This is a genomic window from Pseudomonas sp. ZY71 (genome assembly GCF_036542145.1).
GTDB lineage: Bacteria > Pseudomonadota > Gammaproteobacteria > Pseudomonadales > Pseudomonadaceae > Aquipseudomonas > Aquipseudomonas koreensis_A.
The window spans coordinates 2,618,953-2,637,576 of sequence record NZ_CP144274.1 but is presented as its reverse complement, the minus strand read 5'-3'; the positions used below and the strand labels follow the sequence as shown (position 1 = coordinate 2,637,576).

The window sequence follows — 18,624 nt, the reverse complement described above, 5'->3', positions numbered from 1 at the left end:
AACAGCCTGAAGGATGACCTATGTCCCGCCCCGATCTGCCGGCCACCGACGAGGTTTCACTCGCCAGCCCCCCGATCAATGCCGAGCGCCTGCTGCAACTGATCACCGACGAATACGACGCCCTGCCGCGCCAGCTCAAACGCATCGCCAGCTACATCAGCCAGCAGAGCGACCGGATCATGGTCGACCGCATCAGCGACATCGCCCGCGAGTGCGAAGTCCACCCATCCGCCATCGTGCGCTTCTCGCAACGCTTCGGTTTCAGCGGCTTCAGCGAAATGCAGGCGCTGTTCCGCAGCGCCTACACGCACAAAGCCTCGCCGGTGCAAAACTACCAGCAACGCATCCGCAGCATGATCGCCAACCAGTCGCAGCAAGCCAGCGCCGGCGACCTCGCCCGCGAATGCATCGACGCCACGCGCTCCGGCATCGAACGCCTGGGCCGCGAACTCGACGACGCCGCATTCGAAAAAGCCGTCGACCTGATCGTCAACGCCGACAACATTTATGTCGTCGGTGTGCGCCGCTCCTTCGCCGTCGCCGACTACCTCGTTTACAACTTGCAACACACTCAGAAAAAAATTCATCTGGTGTCCGGGCTAGGCGGCAGCTATCGCGAGCAAATGCGCAGCGTGCGCGCCAACGATCTGGTCATCGCCATCAGCTTCGTGCCCTACGCCAAGGAAACCCAACATTGCCTGCGCTTCGCCCGCCAGCAGCAGGCCAACACCCTGATCCTAACGGACAGCCACCTCTCGCCGCTGGCCAAATTCGCCAACAGCGTATTGCTGGTCAACGAAGGCAGCGCCCTCGCCTTTCGTTCGCTGAGTGCGACGCTGTGTTTGTGCCAGGCGTTGTTTGTGGCGGTGGCGTATCGACTGGAACTGAATGTCGATGAGATTCACGAGCAAGCGGGGTTTGACGAGTAGTGCGCCGGCTGGTGCGGGGCATCGGCCGGCGCACAGCTTTGCTCAAGGATATTGCCTAATCCGCCTTGGGGGCGTCTTCATTCATTAGCTTCAATATTATTTTCAAGATGGTGCTCGGATCATCGCCTTTGCGGACAAGCACAACAGGAGTGGACCCCGGAGATACCCGCGGCACGTTGGCAATCTGATCGGCATCCTTCGGTGGCAGTAACGATTCAACGCTGTAATTGATGCCTCGGAAACCTATGGCTACGGGCCGGGCGAACGCCTGACGCAGTGTCACACCCAATGCAGATGATCTGACCACTGAACCCGTAACGCCAGGCAAGTCAGGCGCCACCTTGCTGACCTTTTCACGCAGCTGTGCGTTGACTTGCACCAGTTCGGCTTCCACTTGATCGATTTTTGCTTGAGAACTCGCTGCTACCGGCGCTTCTGCCGGTTTTTCCTCTGGCTTGGGGGTATCCGGGGTTTTCGGGTCGGCCATTTTTGTGACCTTGTCTTCTTTGGTTTGCACCTTGCCCGCTTCCCCTTCGCCTGCGGCCTTCGGTGCCGGGCGGAGTTTGGTCAACTGCGCCTCAAGGCTTTTTTTCTTGTCACTCAAATCGACCATGGCCATGGTCAATGCCGAAAACGAGGCACTCATTCCCTCCTCCGAAGAAACACTGACATCAATGGCTCGAGCCAGGTAAACATCCGTGATCAACACCAGAACGGGTGGCGAGCGATCAAAAAATATCGAGCGCTTCTTGCGCAGCGATTCTGCAGCCTCTTGCATCATTTGCCGATCTGCGATGGTGTAACGCTTTGGAGCCAAGGCGGCAAACCGACGCCTCGCCTGCAGATAGCTGACACCATAGGTTTCAGCTGCCGGCACCGAGTAAGACACGCTGTATTGTGATCGGCGGCCAAACCCAAGCATTGCCCCGATCGCGTTGCTGGCGACGTTAACGCCAATGTCGCTTTCCGATAGCGATGCAAAGGTGAATCCGGGAAACGCCACAAGGCTGTTGACCGCCCTGTCGCGAACCATCAGTGGCAAGACCTTGCGCGCCTGGACGGTGCCATTTCCCGTCCCGTCATCGTAGGTGTCGGTTGACTCGAACCTGACAGTGGGCGCCGATTCATATAGTTCCTCACTGAGATCGATGTGATCGATTCGTAACGACCCCAGCACATAGTCAGCCGTCTTGGCCTTCTGCCCATTCGGGACCGAGCGCGCGATAAATACGTCCCCGACCTCGAACTGGGCGCGAGGTGGATAAATAGCCTGAATGCCCAACTGCTCTGTATTTGTCGCCCAGTTTTCGGCAACAACCCCGGGCTCCGGCCTGGAACCACATCCCGCCAATCCCACTCCGATCACGCACCAGCACAGGTACCTGTATTCCCTCATTGGATGCCCCTCCCTCCAGTTTCGAAAGCACGAACTGCCGCATCGAATGCGCTCAGGTCGGCGCCTCAACGTTCTAGGGGTCGTGGACTGCAAGGGAGTAATACAAACGAGTACTGAATCAGAGGGCCTGAAGCTCGCTTAACTTTTCCATCCCTGGACGGTGCTGGCACTCTGACTATAGAACCCTCGCAACAACTGGCAAGGCCAGGTGAAGCCTTTATTTTCGGGTGTTTCATGCGTGTTACGGATCGCGACGACGAACGCTTCGAGGGCGTTACAGTAGTCAGCCGACAAACTTTCCCGCTACATTCGACATCCATTGCCCGTCATCATCAGTCCCGCCAAGGAATTGCACATGAAACTGATCGGAATGCTCGACTCACCCTACGTACGCCGCGTAGCCATCTCCGCCAAACGCTTAGGGATCGACCTCGAACACGAGTCAGTCTCGGTGTTCCGCCACTTCGAGCAATTCCAGCAGATCAACCCGGTGGTCAAAGCCCCCACACTGATCCTCGACGACGGCGTGGTCCTGATGGACTCGACCCTCATCCTCGATTACCTCGAAACCAGCTCCGGCAAAAGCCTGCTGCCAACCGACCTGAAACAACGCGCCCAAGCCCTGCGCCTGATCGGCCTCAGCCTCGCCGCCTGCGAAAAAGCCGTGCAGCTCTACTACGAACGCAACCTGCGCCCAGCCGACATTCAATACCAGCCGTGGGTCGAACGCGTCGAAGGCCAACTCGCCGCCGCCTTCACCGCCCTCGAGCAAGAACTGGAAAAAACCGGCCTGCCCACCGACGGCACCCTCACCCAGGCCGGCATCAGCCTGGCCGTCGCCTGGAGCTTCACCGACCTCGTCCTCCCCGACCAGATCGACACCCGCCGCTACCCCCACATCGCCCAATACACCGCCTACGCCGAAACCCTCGAAGCGTTCGTCAGCACCCCGATGACCTGACCATGAGCACCACCGAAACCGCCGCCCCGGCGTTAAAGGAAATCTTCAACACCGAGCGCTTGCAGCATATCGCCAACGAAATGAGCGCCGTGTACCCAGCGTTCAAGGCCAAGGCGTTTCTCAAACATGCCCAGGACGGACTCGCTGAATTATCAGTGATGCAACGCATGGCCCGCGTCAGCGAAAGCCTGCACGCCGTGTTGCCGCTGGATTACCAAGATTCCCTCGAAGTGCTTTTCGAACTCGCGCCAAGGCTGAACAGCGGATTCGTCAGCATGTGCCTGCCGCATTACGTCGCGAGCTATGGCGGACACGCCTTCGACACCTCCATGGACGCCCTGAAGTACTTCACCACCTTCGGCTCCTCCGAATTCGCCATCCGCCACTTTCTGCGCAGCGACCTGGAACGGTCGTTAGAGCTGATGCACGACTGGACCCGCGACGAAAACCACCACATTCGACGCCTCGCCAGCGAAGGCAGCCGCCCTCGCCTGCCCTGGTCGTTTCGGTTGGAAGCGGTTCAGGCGGATCCGCGGTTGGCTGCCGGGATACTCGATCGGTTGAAGGCGGATGAGAGTTTGTACGTGCGCAAGTCCATGGCGAATCATTTGAATGACGTGACGAAGGTGCATCCGGAGTGGGTGTTGGACACGATTGAAGGTTGGTCGATGGAGAACAAGCACACGGCCTGGATTGCCAAGCATGCGTTGCGGAGTTTGATTAAGCAGGGGGATTTACGGGCGCTGACGGTGATTGGTGCCGGGGCGAAGGCTGAGGTTGAGTTGTTGGATGTGCGGGTTGAGCCGGCGGTGATTAGGTTGGGGGAAGCGATTACGTTGTCGTTTGTGGTGAAGTCGACCGTGGCGCATGAGCAGCGGTTGGTGATTGATTATGCGATTGACTATGTGAAGGCGAATGGCGGGGTTTCGGGGAAGGTTTTTAAGTTGAAGACGGTTGTTTTGGCGGGGTTTGAGAGTGTGGTTGTGGGGAGGCGGCAGGTGATTAAGGATTTTACGACGCGGAAGCATTTTGTGGGGCGGCATGGGGTGCGAATGATTGTTAATGGGGAGGTTTTGGGTGGTACTGCGTTTGACATCGTTGCTGGATGAGGCCGTGTGTGTGTGTGTGTTTTCGTTGATCTGGCAGTACTTGGACAGGAATGGGGTCGTCCAAGTACTGCCAGATCAACGAATGACAGCTTTGGCCTTTGGCTCGCTCCGATGATGGGTTAAGCGTAGTCGTTGCGCTTTAGCACGGTCTTGAATAGATTATCGATGTTATCGTTTACGCCATCTGGCGTGTTTCGGTCAAAAATAGGCTCGGCTGACTAGAATTCTGTGGGCATGGCTATACCTATTGTTAGTCTCTACGAAAAATATGCGGTAATTAATGGAAGTAGATCGACATCTCGTTGCGATGCGTCTGGTCCAAATCACAGAAGGAGCGGCTGGTGAACCAGTCTTTGAAACGCCATGAGGCTGTGGGCCATTGGCTAGCAAGTGTCGGCCTAAACTTGCTACTCCCTATGCTACCGTTGCTTGTCGAATTTGTTATTTCAAAAAGCGTCAGCTCATCAAATCTAGTGTTAGCTGCAAGCATGTATTCAGTGACTACCGGAGTCGTTTCTAAAAACAGACTGGTATTTATCGCCTCAATTATGATATGTGTTTTTTATGCTGCTATGTTTGGACACTTATTATCATTGGACCCTGCAAAAGAGGCATCAAGCTTCTCCGCCTCTATAGTTCTTCTTCTTTTGTTTGGGACAAATGTTATTGTAAAATTTTGGTATCACGTCGTAGAACTCCGTGAATATACTGATTTCTCCTTGGGGGATGACTAATGGAAGAATTAATTGGAATTGTTCCGCTGGTACTGGCTACTGCCTCCTTGCTCGTCACTCTCTTTAACCTAAAGGACCGGGTAAAGGCAGAACAGAATTTCGTTGAGGCTCTACAGACTGAACTGAAAAAGGAAATCGAAGTAAAACAAACGCCATCTGAAGGAAACGTTCAACTCACTGATGATGGAGAGAAGTTAGGAAACCATGATCCAGCTCTTGTGCGTGCGATTTTCAGAGATGCGCTTAGGTCTGTGGAAAGCCCAGTTCAGGTTCAGGGTGTGGTTTACAAGGCACTTAATGATCTTGCGGAAAAAGATAGAAAGTATATTAAATTGACGTTAAAAACCAATACAGTTGCAGGGCGAGCACGATATTTAGGGAAGTTATTCCGCAAGGCGCTTGGCATAGCATCTTAGTCGTTTTTTTTGCGTACATACGCCGCCCTTGCCAAAAATCCTCAACTTGGTGATGGTGGCTATACCCGCAACTTTTAAACTAGCACACCAATATCTGCCGATTGATGAAGGGCGACCACCTGCTTTTCACCGAACGCGAACATATTACTCTGGACTTTCAACCAGCCATTCTTGTGGCCATTGTCTAGGCCAAGTTCAATGACGATCCTTCCTCTGACAGTTAGAGTCGCCAATACTTAGCTTACTTTAGAGCCCACTCGACATCGGCGCAACTGAAACCCAGCGCGATGTCGTCACCATGAGCGTTAAGTCGACGCATCGAGAACTCTTATTCAGACTACAGGACGGGTTCATCCATAGATCGTGCACCTCGTTTTCGCTGGTACCGCCCTCACATAGTTGTGTGGGCTTGATTGGACGATATCGAACTCAATGCCCTGGCAGTAAAATCTAGAACGCTGTGTGCCTCGATGCTCTCGGGCTCCAGCGTCCCCTCGCGGGCACCTATCATTCCGTATACAGTTTTCCCTGTCAGGCAACACGTTAAAGAGCTGGCGTGATTCGTTGAACTGGGATATTTGTACTCGACCCGGCATCGAGCAGGAAGGAGCAGATAGATTTGAATTGGATGGATAGTCACTCAGGACTAGCATCGTGGGCTCAAGCTATTGGGTCTTTCGTTGCCTTAGTTATCGCCATAGGCGTCGCTTGGTGGCAAGGGCGCCAGTCGCGGAATTTGTTTCGAGACCAGATTAACCATGTGGCGGAAGAAGCCAGACTTCAGCGTATTGCGTCGCTAAGAGCTACAGTTGAAGTTTCTGAAATTGTAGCTAGGCGCGTGATTGAAACGGCAAGGAAGATGCCAGATATTCTGATCGAAGGGAGTTCATCACGCCACAGGGACGCTCTTGAGATCGCAGCGCTATGGATTGCAAAGCTTCCCATTTACGAACTCCCCGGAGCTTTGGTCGCGAGGGACGTGCATAACATAGCTCTGTCCGCGAATCGAATGCTCAAAGTTTTAGAGAAGATTTCCATTGATAGGAAGCTATCAGATGAAAACTACAAATCGTTGTGTGGGCTCAGCAATGCTGCTGAAAAGGCTCTAGTGAACGTGACTTTTTTTGCGGATGAATATAGTGGCAGGGTCGAAATAATCAGAGCTGCTGATCTTTAAACAGCCGTCAGTGCAATAGGTGAGGACGGAGCAGGCGCGTCGAACCTTGAAGAAGCACTATGCGCTTACTCAGAATCTCGCGGCGCTGCTGCGGAACACCATTACCCGCATCCGGCAATCAGTCGTATAGGTTCCCCATAAAACGAGAAGGCAGCAGATTTACTTTTTTCCAGCACTGAATGTCAGTTTCTGGACGAAAATGGTCTTTTCGTTGAACACAGCATGAACGCGATATCTGTCAAAATGATTACTCAAACACAACACTGAAAGACAGGCAGGAAAAGTGTCTCCTGCCTGTCTCCTACCAACTTCCGTAAGGAATGCCGTACTTTTCCACATATCGCTTAGCTTTCTCACTTACCGGATAGGCATAACGACCACCGTGCTTCCCTTGTTCCGGTCCCAAAACTTCTATCCCTCCTTGACCTCGGGCAACCGCAACCGGATTTCGACATGAATCTCTGACCCATGCCTGGAGTACACCGCCCGGAGCGAGCCCAACGTAGAGTGACGCCATAAACCGAGCGGTTTTCTCCGGTGTTTCCGGGCAACGCTGGTGTGTTGACTTCACCATCAGTTGCCTGCCCTCCTCCGGAATTTCGATGAAACCTTGGTAGGTTTTTTGCTCTGTTATGGATTGCCAGCGGACAAAGATCTGTTTTGGAAGATCGGCCCCCGTCACAGGCCTCCCGGTCCCCGATACTGTCCCCCAACCACGAGCAGACTCTGTGCGGATATCGGGTTCACCGCTAGCAGCAGTGCTCTTGCCAGCGCGAAAGAAAATTCTGTTATTGATGTCTTGGACGGAGCTGTCCTCTACCCAGACCTTCATGTAATTCGGCTGAACGAACACTAACTCCCACCATGGATATTTAGGGTCATTTTCGTCGGTTTCTGGGCCTCCGATTTGGCAGCCAGATATCAATAAAGCGCCCAGCAGCGCAATCCTTGCGTACATTACAAAAGATCCATTCAGTTAAGTGTCACGACTACCAACTTCCGTACGGAATGCCATATTTGTCGATATACCGCTTTGCCTTTTCACTCACCGGATAAGCGTAACGCCCTTCGTTCTTACCTTGGCTCGGCCCCAGCGGCTCAATTTCAGCCTGCGCTCGAGCGACTTTGACCGGGTGGTGGCAAGAATCTCTTACCCAAACCTGCACAACACCACCGGGGGCCAACCCTAGATAAACCGACGCCATAAATCTCGCTTCTTGATCAGGCGTCTGCGGGCAACGTTGATTGACCGAAGCCACCATCAACTGCCTGGCTTCCTCTGGGATTTCTACCCATGCCTGCCACGTTTTCTGTTCGACAATCGATTGCCAACGGACCCAGATGCGAACAGGTAAATCTGCTCCCACCACTCTCCTTCCGCTGCCGCCTACCCCACCTGTCCAACCTCGGGCGGACTCCGTTCCATCTTCAGGCTCTCCCCCCGCAGCTGTGCCGCCGCCGGTTTTGTAGAAAATCCTGCCATTAATGTCTTGAACAGAACTGTTCTCTACCCAGACCTTCATGTAGTCCGGCTCGGTAAACGCCAACTCCCACCACTCGGATTTCGGGTCGTTTTTGGCTGACAGTGGATCAGCAACCTGGCATCCCGTGACTAGCAAGATGCAAAGCATCGTAATGAGTTGCTTCATTGGCGCACGGCTTACCAACTCCCATACGGAATGCCGAACTTGTCGATATACCTCTTGGCCTTTTCACTCACCGGGTAGGCATAGCGCCCACCGTGCTTCCCTTGCTCCGGACCTAGCGGTTCAACTTCGCCTTGGGCATGAGCAACTTGGACCGGGCGATGGCATGAGTCTCTGACCCAAGCTTGTAATACGCCACCCGGGGCCAGCCCCACGTACAGCGAAGCCATGTATCGAGCGGCCCTTTCGGGTGTTTCTGGGCAACGTTGGTGCGTTGAGTCCACCATCAACTGTCTGGCTGATTCTGGGATTTCGATGAATCCCTTGTAAGTCTTCTGCTCTGATATGGACTGCCAACGAACGAAGATGAGTTTGGGAAGATCGGCACCAGTTACCGGAATACCAGAGCCACTGACAGTGCCCCAACCACGGGCGGACTCTGTGCCATCTTCGGGTTCACCTCCGGCAGCGGTTCTCCCTCCTGCCTTGAAAAACATCCTGTTTTGAATGTCCAGAACGGAGCTGTCCTCTACCCATATTTTCATGTAGTCCGGCTCAACAAACCCTAGTTGCCACCACGGGGACTTAGGGTCACTTTCGCCACTTTCTGCGGCTCTCGTCTGGCAACCCGCCAACAGAAAAACGCCCAGCAGAACAATCAACGCTCTCATTACCAAAGCTTCCAATCAGGTACGTGTGGGTGTTGTACGCGAATTGCGTCTGCCGTCGGCGCGTTGATGTAAACGGCTTCTATGCCGCTTGCATCCCTCCTGCCGAGGGGATGATTCCAGTTCGCGGAGGTGTGAATGTATTTGAGCTTTAGCAGCTTTTCTTCCTCCGCCGTGGTGCTGTAGTCGCCGGCGACAAAACGATTACACAATGCTTGCAAGTCATCTGGCACAGCGTACTCATCGCTCTCAGGCATATCGATGAACTGGACGCCCTTTTCCTTCGCCAGTTGATACATGACTCTCAAGTAGACGCGCGAGAGCTTGCCGCTCACTGGTCGCTTGAGTTGCAGCGCGGCGTACACACGCTTCTCTCGGGGTGCCAGTCGATCCTGATTGTCCGTAGGGAGTAAGAGCGCGGCCGGTGTGACAACTTCCAGTAGATTTGCAGGCCACCCTTTGGCAACCCACTGACTTTTCAGGCGTGCAGCATCCCGGTAGATCGATGTAGTTGCAACGTCAGTTTGGACTGAGACTTCAAGCGCTTGCATGGGACTGACCAACACGCATTCCTCGACTTCATCGAGGTAGCTTCCTCCGATATCCGAATGGACGCCGGGAAAGGTGTATTCCGGATGGTCGGGCTTAACCCGACTGAGCGCGAAGTTGGCGCGGCACTCATCGCGAGCTACGAGATGGACAACATCTTTGAAGAATCTGCGATCCAGATAAAGCTTCACACCGGGAGCGATAGGGCTCGTCACTTGACCAAGGTTGGTAAAACCGGCGATGGATGGCACTGTGTCGAACAGGCCGATAAATCCCATTTTGATACCATTTCCGTATTGGCTATCAAAACTGCGGCTGAAATCTTTGGCGCTGTTGTTCAACAAGCTTCCTAGTGGTCCTTGCTTGCCTCGCACGATTTCATTTGAGAAATGCCGTGCAGCTGCTGCTCCACGACTGAAGCCAAACGTATCAAAAGTCAGAGACACTATTTCACTGCCAGGACTATCTAGCAGGGCTTCTTCGATGGTTTGTTTTATTTGTGCGAAAGACGCCTGAACACGTCCCACGACACCGGTATCACCGCGACCCATGCCAGAGCCTACGGCGCTGTCTTTCTCATTGTTTACAGTGCCAATACCGTCGACATAGACAGGACGTGATATGCATCTAAAGGCGCCAGCGCCCTCGGCTTTCTCGGTCTTTTTATATAGATCATGCAGTTTTTTAACATTGGTGAGTCCGGCTCCGTAACTGCTGTCCGGGTCACTCATGTACGGCATGCAACTGACGGGAATATCCTGAGGCGCGATCGGATGCTGCGCCCCACACAACAATCCAGCCGCCGTGTTGTTCGCATTATTCCCAGTGCCATCAAAGAAAACCCCAATCCTCAACGAGATCCCGATTTTCTCAGGTTCGCGCGCGGGTTCTTTCCCGTGCTTCTCATATTCCGCCCAACGCTGGGCGTGAATATCGACGGGTTTGGCTTCTTCGTAACGATAATTTTTCGGGGGGTTGGGTACGTAGCCACTCATCCGTGATTCCTGGTTCTGATCCTTGAGAACGGCCCGAAGGGTGACAGCCGCGACTTTGGGGCGCAAGCCGTGGCCGTGTGCCAGCCAGGGTGTGACAGCGGGGTTCGACGAGGGTTTCCCCTCGTCGGGGTTAGCTGGCGATTTCGACGTTATCCAGCGCTTGGTTGACGGCAATTTCGCCAAGCATCACGACTTGGGCGATGCCCAGTGCTGTTTTGCGGTGAGGGGTGTCAAGCATGGCGGCGAAGTTGAGGAGCATTTCGCTGGCGGAGCCGAGGGTTTCGCTGGCGTTGGCGAGCAGGGATTCGCTGCTGTACTTCGGGTTGGCGAGGTACATGCGTTCGGGTTGTTGGGTGCTGGCCATGATTTGGCTGGCGGGTTTGAGGTAGTGGTCGAGGGCGCGTTCGGCGGCTTCGTGGAATCGCTTGGAATCGGGGGATTCGTAGGGGGATGTTGGGTCGGTTTCTGGTGGGTTGGGTGTTGGTTTGATCATGGTGAAACTCCTAGTTAATAAAAAGGAGCCTTCACATTCGCTACCAAACGAAGGTGGCGGCCATACGCGGGTTGGTAGACCGGTAACTAGGACCCGGCACACCCGAAGGTGTCCTGCGCATGGCCACCATTGAGCAGAGACCTGATGAGGTCTGCGAACGGTTCGCGATGCGACTAGTTATGGCGGGCTACCAAACCCGATCACTGTTTTTCAGCGACCGACAGACGATAGAACCCGCGACCTAGACGCACAAGCCGGCGGATTCTGGCTTAGTCGTAGGTAACGGCGCAAGGCGTTGTAGGGTTTCGGTGGTTACTTGAGGCTTCGTTTAAACAGTGGTGGTTTTGCTGTTTATTTCGGTCAGTGGTTGATGGGGTGACTGGGTGGGCGTTTTCGCGAGCAGGCTCGCTCCCACAGGGATTTGTGGTTGAGGTGGGATTGGTGGTGGCTGAGCTGGCGTTATCGCGAGCAGGCTCACTCCTACAGGGGATTGAGTCTGGCTTGGGATTGGGGTGATTGGGCTGGCGTCTTCGCGAGCAGGCTCGCTCCCACAGGTTTTGTGTTGGGCTTATGGGTTCGCGGCGGCCGGGCTGGCGTCATCGCGGGCAAGCCCGGCTCCCACAGAGATTGAGGGATGGTTAGGGTCGGTGGCGCGTCATGTTGATCAGCGCTGAACGTTTGCCACCCGGCGTCGGACGTTCTTCGATGGAGTACGGCACGAAGCCAAGTTTTGGGTAGAGCAGCAGGCCGGCGGTGTTTTCGTTGAAGCAGGACAGTTGCACTTCCTTGGCCTGGTATTTTTCGAAACCCAGCGCGGTCATGGTCTCGACAATGTACCGCGCAACACCCTGGCCACGGGCGTAGGGCGCGACGATGACGTTGCCGATGCAGCAGATGCCATCGTGCTCAGCGCGGTAGAAATTGGCGAAGCCAACGAACTCGCCGTTGGCCAGAAAAGCCGTGGAGTCGAAGCGTTGGCTGATTGCGCTGTGCATCTGCTCTTCCGTCAGCGGGAAGTTGGCTTTCGGGAACATGAAGAACAGTTCTTGTTCGCCCTGGGGAAAGCTGCAGAGGGTGTTGACGTCGTCGGCCGTCACTGGCCGGTGGGAGAAATTCATCGCTGCCCTGCCCTCACTTTTTACCCGCCAGATGATGCGCAACCAAGGCGTTGGCATGACCGTGGCCCATGCCGTGTTCCTCCTTGAGCCACGCCACCAGTTCCATGTGTTTCTTGTCGCTGATGCTGGCGAGGAGGTTCAGCCAGTGATCGATCGGCTGGCCGTACTTCTTTTCAATGGAGGGGAAGTAGGAGGCTGGGCCTTTTACTTTGTTGTCTTCGCTCATGCTGTTGGCTCCGTTTGCTTGCTCATCGATAAAACCGGCGAAGACTCCACCGGATTCAATTCTCGAACATCCTGAACCGCTTCTTCCAGATCATAGGCGGCCAGATCAACATAGCGTTTTATCCGCAGTCTTTGGTAGGGCGTGCTTTGAATGCCATCCCAGACAATCCAGTAAATAAACGACACCGCAGCGACCAGAATGAGGATGGCAGCGCCCTTCCCTCCTATAAAAAATGACGTCGCTTTGATCAGTTCAGTGGACAGCCCGATCATCAGAGCGAAGAGCGAAACGAAGACCAGATTTTGCGAAAGTGCAGGTTTGGCTGGCGCGACGGTCAAGTCTGAATACGCCGAGAGTTCCCGAAGCTTGGCAGCCGTATAGCCCTCATCGTGCACAATCTGCAAAAAGAACGCATAGCAAAGAATGTTCTCTTGCTCGCCCCAGCGTTGCTGGCCAATGGCATGTTCAGCGAACTGCACGGGATAAACCCTGCGAAGGGCATTGAGTCGAGTAAAGAATAACCCCACTGTCCACACGGCAAGACCGGCGTAGGAGATCGGAACGAAGATCGGGTATTTGATGCCCAGAGCGGACAAAGCAATAAGGGGCAACGTTGACACGGCGACCGCCCACATCGGCCACAACCGGCGCGCATTCTTCCATGTGAACAGCAACTTGTTTGGCTGTCTGCGGCTGCGTTTATACAGTGCCGTCAAGTCCACCCATTCCTTGAATTTCACGACCACTTCCTTGAGTTTGCCCGTCACACGGTGATGCGCCGATATCCTAGGTGAATCGGCCAGCATTTGCAGCCGGCCTTGTCATGCTGCGAAAGCGCTACTCAAATCGAGCGCTGATTCACCCGCGCCATCAATTGCTCGGCGCTTTCCTTGCGCTCGGAGTAGCGGTCGACCAGATGCGCCTGTTGATCGCGCAGCAGCACGGTGAACTTCACCAGTTCTTCCATCACATCGACCACACGATCGTAGAACGGCGACGCTTTCATCCGCCCGGCGTCGTCGAATTCCATGTAGGCCTTCGGCACCGAGGATTGGTTGGGGATGGTGAACATGCGCATCCAGCGGCCCAACACGCGCAACTGGTTGACCACGTTGAACGACTGCGAACCACCGCAGACCTGCATCACCGCCAGGGTCTTGCCCTGGGTCGGGCGTACCGCGCCGAGTTCCAGCGGGATCCAGTCGATCTGTGCCTTGAACACGGCCGACATCGCGCCGTGACGTTCGGGTGAGCACCAGACCTGGCCTTCCGACCACAGCACCAGATCACGCAGTTCCTGCACTTTGGGATGGTCGACCGGAACGTCGTCGGGCAGTGGCAGACCGGACGGGTTGAAGATGCGCGTTTCAGCGCCGAAATGTTCGAGCAGGCGCGCGGCCTCCTCTACCAGTAAACGGCTGAACGAGCGTTCGCGGGTCGAGCCGTAGAGCAGCAGGATGCGCGGTTTGTGCGCGCCCGCTTGCGACGGTTTGGCGTTATCGAACAGATTGAGATCGAGGTTGGGCAGTTCGGACATAAATCCTCCTTAAAGCGTGCCGACGCGGTCGAGCTCAGCCTTGAGTTGATCGCGGCTGAGCGAGTGGAAAGGCAGATCGAGGAAGGCCTGACAGCGTTGGCCGATGCGCATAAGGGTGGCGTGAAAAGCCGCGTCGACAATGGCTTCGTCGCCCTTCACTTCGGACGGATCTTCCAGCCCCCAGTGGGATTTCAACGCCGGGCCGAAATACACCGGGCAGGCCTCGCCAGCGGCTTTGTCGCACACGGTGATGACGATGTCCGGCGGGTTGCTTTCAAAAGCGTCGTTGCCTTTGCTGTGCAAGCCATCAATGGCGATGCCATGCTTTTGCAGGGTCAACAGGCTGCGCGGCAAGACTTGGCCTTTGGGAAAACTGCCAGCACTCACCGCTTCAAACCCGGCAGGTGCCAAGTGATTGAACATGGCCTCAGAGAGAATGCTGCGGCAACTGTTGGCCGTGCACATGAACAGGATTCGCATGGGTTTCTCCTTCCTCAGCAGCACGCGGTTTCACGGACAGGACGGCCATCCATGTTCTGCAGGCGCGCGGCGTTGTCCTTGAGCCAATCGGCGTTGGCTTTGGACGTCACTTGCAGAATCTCGCGCACCCACGCCGGCAGCTCCGGATTGAGCCGGTAATAGACCCACTGGCCCTGACGGCGATCGAGCAGCAAACCAGTGCTGCGCAGTTGCGCGAGGTGGCGGCTGATTTTCGGTTGGCTGTCGCCGAGTGCGCACATCAGCTCGCAGACGCAGAGTTCACCTTGATCGGAAATGAGCAGCATGGCGCGGACGCGGGTTTCGTCAGCGAGGCTCTTGAAGACTTCGGTGGGAGTGATCATGGGACGGGCTCTGCACATATGGAAATTCGAATATACGGATATCCATATATTAATCAACCCCAAGAATTTCCTTTTTGCCAAAGCGCTGTAGAAGGCACAGTCTTCAATGCCGCACGCAACGTCATTCCTGCCAGCCCTGCAAACGGGACTACAGGTGCGTGTCCACCGGCGCGACGATCTCTACTTTGATCTTGTCCGGATCCTCACAGTAGAGGGCGTAGTGCCCCGGGCCGCCGGCGTACGGATAGGCGCTCTCGTAGAGAAGACGAAAACCGGACGTTCGCAGCCAACCCGCCATTTCATCCACTTGCGCCTGTGAACCCGCCTGAAACGCCAGATGATTCAAGCCCACGCCCCGGCGGTTGAAGCCCTGTTGCAGATCGCTTGCCTGAACGAACACCAGGTAGGTGCCGTTGAGCATAAAGCTGCGCCCGGCGGGCCAGTTTTGATGCTGCGTATAACCCAGCATCAAGAGCAACGGCTGCCAAAAGCGCAGCGAGACTTCCAGCGATGAGACGTTGATTTCAACGTGATGAAGCCTGCCGGTTTTGGGTGTACTGCCCAGATCGCTACTGATCATCGGCGGCATTTCCTGGGGTTGCACCAAGGGTTTTCAACAGCGTATGACGACTCCACGGGCCGCAGTACTCAGGCACGTGCGCGATCAATCGGTAGCCGCAGCGGGTGTACCAACGGGCGACGTCGTCATCCAGCGTTTCGATCAAGGCATCCACGCACGCCCTTTCAACGGCCAGCGCCTCAAGCTTGTGCAACGCCTCAGTACCCAGCCCGGTTCCGCGCCATTGCGCGTCGATCCACAGGTAATTGACAAACAGGCGCCGGAATTCGGTTCTGCCGGTAGCGCCGCCAATCAGTGTTCCATCCTCCATCAGCGCACAGGCGATGGCTTCAGCGTGCCCGCCGCGCGCCTCAGACAAGGCTCGGCCATGCCGTAAGACGCCGTCACTGATGGCCTTCAAGGTGTCCGCATTGATGTCGCGAACGCTAAGCCATTCCCTCATTGCTGCTCTCCATTGCCAAAGGCTTTGAAGCTATTCAAGCAAAAGCGGCGCCAACAGCAGCACAGCCAAAAGGATTAACGGCTGCCGGCCCGAGATCTGCCCAGCAACAACCCCTGCTCCGCTTCACATAACCCCACCACATAATCCCAGACCACCCGCAGCCGCACCGACTTGTGCAACTCGCGCCGCGTGCTGATCCAGTAGCTGCGCTCGATGCTTTCATCCGGCAGCAACGGCACCAGATCGGGATCCGACTCGGCCATGTAGCAAGGCAACACCGCAATGCCCAATCCCGACCGCGCTGCTTCCTGCTGAGCGATGACGCTGGTGCTGTGAAACACAACCCGAGGGCTGCGGCAGAAGCTGTTGAGAAACATCAGTTCCTGACTGAACAGCAAATCATCGACATAACCGATCCACGCATGCCGCCCAAGGTCTTCGCGGCTTTGCAGCGGCGGGGCTTTATCGAGATAGCGTTGGCTGGCGTAGAGCGCCAAGCGATAGTCCGTGAGTTTGCGCGTCACCAGCATGTCCGCCGCCGGGCGCTCCAGATGAATACTGATTTCCGCTTCACGGTTGAGGATGCTGACAAAGCGTGGCACGGCGACCAGTTCCACTTCCAATCCCGGATAGCGTTCGAACAAGCCGATCATGCGACTGGCGAGAAACTTGATGCCCAGCCCTTCCGTCACCCCCACACGAATCTTGCCCAGCGGCGCGGTGGATTGGGTGATCTCTTCCTGCGCCAGCAGCGCAACGTTTTCCATCGCTTCAGCGTGTTTAAGCAGCGCCTCCCCCGCCGGGGTCATTTCGTAGCCTTGCGCATGCTGGACGAACAACGCGGTGCCGAGGCTTTTTTCGATGGCTTCGATGTGGCGGGCGACGGTGGCGTGGGTGGTGTTGAGGCGGCGGGCGGCGGTGAGCAGGCGGCCGCTGCGTTGCAGTTCGAGAAAAAACCGCAGGTCGTTCCAGTCGAACATGGCGTGTCCTTGTCGGCTATGGTCAATGCAGGCTGTTTGAAAACGCACAGCGGCTGCGCAAAAACTAACATTCTTTTAACGAAAGCTAACAACTAGAGTGTCCGACAATAAAAACAAAAGCGAGGTCAGGGAATGCAGACTTCCCTCGATGAATACGACTACATCGTGGTCGGCGCCGGCCCTGCCGGGTGCCTGCTGGCCAATCGGCTGTCGGCAGATCCGCAGCAGCGCGTGCTGCTGCTCGAAGCCGGCGGGCGCGACAACTATGCGTGGATTCACATTCCTGTCGGTTACCTGTTCTGCATCGGTAACCCGCGCACCGACTGGTGCTTCAAGACCGAAGAACAACCGGGTCTCAACGGCCGCGCACTGAGTTATCCGCGCGGTAAAGTGCTGGGCGGTTGTTCGTCCATCAACGGCATGATCTACATGCGCGGCCAGGCCAACGACTACGATGGCTGGGCGGCCGAGGGCAATCCGGGCTGGGCCTGGAATGACGTGTTGCCGCTGTTCAAACAGAGCGAAAACCACTTTGCCGGTGCGGCTGAATTCCACGGCGCCAAGGGTGAATGGCGGGTTGAACAGCAGCGCCTGTCGTGGCCGATTCTGGATGCGTTTCGCAGTGCGGCTGAGCAAAGCGGCATCGCCAGCATCGATGACTTCAATCAGGGCGACAACGAGGGTTGCGGCTACTTTCAGGTCAATCAGAAATCCGGCGTGCGCTGGAACGCGGCCAAGGCGTTTTTGAAACCGGTGCGCGACCGGACGAATCTGACGGTGCTGACCGGGGTTGAGGTCGATCGGGTATTACTCGAGGACGGACGCGCAACAAAAGTCAGCGCGCGTCATGAAGGCCAGATCAAACAGTTCAAGGCGCGCAAGGAGATCGTCCTGTGCGCCGGCGCGGTCGGTTCACCGAGCATTCTGCAACGCTCCGGGATTGGTCCGCGGCCATTGCTCGAACGCTTGGGCATCGGCGTGATTCATGAGCTGCCGGGCGTCGGCGGCAACCTGCAGGATCACCTGCAATTGCGCCTGATCTACAAACTGGAAAATGCCCGTACGCTGAATCAGATCGCCGGCAGCGTGTGGGGCAAGATGGGCATGGGTCTGCGTTATCTGTATGACCGCAGCGGGCCATTGTCGATGGCGCCGAGTCAGTTGGGCGCGTTTGCGCGCTCGGGGCCGGAGCAGACCTCGGCGAATCTTGAATATCACGTGCAGCCACTGTCGCTGGAGCGTTTTGGCGAACCGTTGCACAGCTTTCCGGCGTTTACCGCTTCGGTTTGCGATCTGCGTCCGCAGAGTCGTGGACGCATCGACATTCGCTCGGCGGATCCGCAGGAAGCGCCGCTGATTCAGCCCAACTACCTCAGTCATCCTGAAGATTTGCGCGTGGCGGCGGATGCGATTCGCCTGACCCGACGCATCGTCAGCGCCCCTGCCCTGCAAGCATTCAAACCGGTGGAATACCTGCCCGGCGCCAACCTGCAAAGTGAAGAAGAGTTACAGGAAGCAGCGGCGAAGATCGGCACGACGATTTTCCATCCGGTCGGTACTTGCCGCATGGGCAATGACGGCGATGCGGTGGTCGATGCGCAACTGCGCGTCCACGGCGTGCCCGGTTTGCGCATTGCCGATGCGTCGATCATGCCGCGCATTACCTCGGGCAACACCTGTTCGCCTACGCTGATGATTGCCGAAAAGGCTGCTCAACTCATTCTCAATTCCAAAGCTGTAAACACCGAACCTGTAGGAGTGAGCCTGCTCGCGATGACGGAATAACATTCGACATCTGTGTTGGCTGATACACCGCTATCGCGAGC

General features: G+C 56.0%; 22 protein-coding genes. 7 read left to right on the top strand and 15 right to left on the bottom strand.

Features of this window, described 5'->3' with window-relative positions; all coding sequences use genetic code 11:
* The first annotated feature begins 20 nt into the window (after window positions 1–20).
* Window positions 21–929, top strand: coding sequence for a MurR/RpiR family transcriptional regulator (locus VY732_RS11745; protein WP_331695476.1), 909 nt, complete (start codon window positions 21–23; stop codon window positions 927–929).
* 55 nt (window positions 930–984) lie between these two features.
* On the opposite strand, the gene VY732_RS11740 is transcribed toward VY732_RS11745, so the two are convergent.
* Window positions 985–2,325, bottom strand: coding sequence for a hypothetical protein (locus tag VY732_RS11740; RefSeq protein WP_331695475.1), 1,341 nt, complete (start codon window positions 2,323–2,325; stop codon window positions 985–987).
* A 355-nt stretch (window positions 2,326–2,680) separates the two neighbouring features.
* Here VY732_RS11740 and VY732_RS11735 point away from each other — a divergent pair, with 355 nt between their 5' ends.
* The 5 genes from VY732_RS11735 (at window position 2,681) to VY732_RS11715 (ending at window position 6,722) form a co-directional block, all read left to right on the top strand.
* A complete protein-coding gene (locus VY732_RS11735) occupies window positions 2,681–3,286 on the top strand; it encodes a glutathione S-transferase (protein ID WP_331695474.1) in 606 nt (201 codons plus the stop codon).
* A gap of 2 nt (window positions 3,287–3,288) precedes the next feature.
* Entirely contained in the window at window positions 3,289–4,395 is a 1,107-nt protein-coding gene (locus VY732_RS11730; protein WP_331695473.1) for a DNA alkylation repair protein, read from the top strand.
* 341 nt (window positions 4,396–4,736) lie between these two features.
* Window positions 4,737–5,129, top strand: a complete 393-nt coding sequence (locus tag VY732_RS11725) for a hypothetical protein (protein ID WP_331695472.1) — start codon at window positions 4,737–4,739, stop codon at window positions 5,127–5,129.
* Window positions 5,129–5,545: a hypothetical protein gene (locus VY732_RS11720; RefSeq protein ID WP_331695471.1), complete on the top strand. Its 417-nt coding sequence runs from the start codon at window positions 5,129–5,131 to the stop codon at window positions 5,543–5,545. Before VY732_RS11725 ends, VY732_RS11720 begins: the two co-directional genes overlap by 1 nt.
* A gap of 619 nt (window positions 5,546–6,164) precedes the next feature.
* The gene (locus VY732_RS11715) at window positions 6,165–6,722 is read left to right on the top strand and encodes a hypothetical protein (RefSeq protein WP_331695470.1); all 558 of its coding nucleotides are present in this window, start codon (window positions 6,165–6,167) and stop codon (window positions 6,720–6,722) included.
* 301 nt (window positions 6,723–7,023) lie between these two features.
* On the opposite strand, the gene VY732_RS11710 is transcribed toward VY732_RS11715, so the two are convergent.
* From VY732_RS11710 to VY732_RS11645, 14 genes are all read right to left on the bottom strand, one after another.
* A complete protein-coding gene (locus tag VY732_RS11710) occupies window positions 7,024–7,680 on the bottom strand; it encodes a DUF2931 family protein (RefSeq protein WP_331695469.1) in 657 nt (218 codons plus the stop codon).
* Window positions 7,681–7,711: 31 nt separating this feature from the next.
* Entirely contained in the window at window positions 7,712–8,371 is a 660-nt protein-coding gene (locus VY732_RS11705; protein WP_331695468.1) for a DUF2931 family protein, read from the bottom strand.
* 11 nt (window positions 8,372–8,382) lie between these two features.
* Window positions 8,383–9,039, bottom strand: coding sequence for a DUF2931 family protein (locus VY732_RS11700; protein ID WP_095120308.1), 657 nt, complete (start codon window positions 9,037–9,039; stop codon window positions 8,383–8,385).
* A complete protein-coding gene (locus VY732_RS11695) occupies window positions 9,039–10,580 on the bottom strand; it encodes a DUF2235 domain-containing protein (protein ID WP_331695467.1) in 1,542 nt (513 codons plus the stop codon). The genes VY732_RS11700 and VY732_RS11695 overlap by 1 nt, the downstream gene beginning before the upstream one ends.
* Window positions 10,581–10,710: 130 nt before the next feature.
* Entirely contained in the window at window positions 10,711–11,073 is a 363-nt protein-coding gene (locus tag VY732_RS11690; RefSeq protein ID WP_331695466.1) for a DUF6124 family protein, read from the bottom strand.
* 638 nt (window positions 11,074–11,711) lie between these two features.
* Window positions 11,712–12,191: a GNAT family N-acetyltransferase gene (locus VY732_RS11685; protein WP_331695465.1), complete on the bottom strand. Its 480-nt coding sequence runs from the start codon at window positions 12,189–12,191 to the stop codon at window positions 11,712–11,714.
* Between the two features lie 13 nt (window positions 12,192–12,204).
* Complete coding sequence (locus VY732_RS11680) at window positions 12,205–12,417, bottom strand: DUF4287 domain-containing protein (RefSeq protein ID WP_331695464.1); 213 nt, start codon at window positions 12,415–12,417, stop codon at window positions 12,205–12,207.
* Window positions 12,414–13,223 (bottom strand): hypothetical protein, encoded by an 810-nt coding sequence (locus VY732_RS11675; RefSeq protein ID WP_331695463.1) that lies wholly within the window; start codon window positions 13,221–13,223, stop codon window positions 12,414–12,416. Before VY732_RS11675 ends, VY732_RS11680 begins: the two co-directional genes overlap by 4 nt.
* A gap of 35 nt (window positions 13,224–13,258) precedes the next feature.
* Window positions 13,259–13,954 carry an arsenical resistance protein ArsH gene (gene arsH / locus VY732_RS11670; protein ID WP_123593893.1) on the bottom strand — a complete coding sequence of 232 codons (696 nt, stop codon included), beginning with the start codon at window positions 13,952–13,954 and terminating at the stop codon, window positions 13,259–13,261.
* A gap of 9 nt (window positions 13,955–13,963) precedes the next feature.
* A complete protein-coding gene (locus VY732_RS11665) occupies window positions 13,964–14,434 on the bottom strand; it encodes an arsenate reductase ArsC (RefSeq protein WP_331695462.1) in 471 nt (156 codons plus the stop codon).
* 14 nt (window positions 14,435–14,448) lie between these two features.
* Window positions 14,449–14,796: a metalloregulator ArsR/SmtB family transcription factor gene (locus VY732_RS11660; RefSeq protein ID WP_331695461.1), complete on the bottom strand. Its 348-nt coding sequence runs from the start codon at window positions 14,794–14,796 to the stop codon at window positions 14,449–14,451.
* Window positions 14,797–14,944: 148 nt separating this feature from the next.
* Complete coding sequence (locus VY732_RS11655) at window positions 14,945–15,376, bottom strand: VOC family protein (protein ID WP_331695460.1); 432 nt, start codon at window positions 15,374–15,376, stop codon at window positions 14,945–14,947.
* Window positions 15,366–15,818: a GNAT family N-acetyltransferase gene (locus VY732_RS11650; RefSeq protein WP_331695459.1), complete on the bottom strand. Its 453-nt coding sequence runs from the start codon at window positions 15,816–15,818 to the stop codon at window positions 15,366–15,368. Before VY732_RS11650 ends, VY732_RS11655 begins: the two co-directional genes overlap by 11 nt.
* A gap of 74 nt (window positions 15,819–15,892) precedes the next feature.
* Window positions 15,893–16,798: a LysR family transcriptional regulator gene (locus VY732_RS11645; protein WP_331695458.1), complete on the bottom strand. Its 906-nt coding sequence runs from the start codon at window positions 16,796–16,798 to the stop codon at window positions 15,893–15,895.
* Between the two features lie 132 nt (window positions 16,799–16,930).
* Here VY732_RS11645 and VY732_RS11640 point away from each other — a divergent pair, with 132 nt between their 5' ends.
* Window positions 16,931–18,583: a GMC family oxidoreductase gene (locus VY732_RS11640; RefSeq protein ID WP_331695457.1), complete on the top strand. Its 1,653-nt coding sequence runs from the start codon at window positions 16,931–16,933 to the stop codon at window positions 18,581–18,583.
* Window positions 18,584–18,624 lie beyond the last annotated feature (41 nt).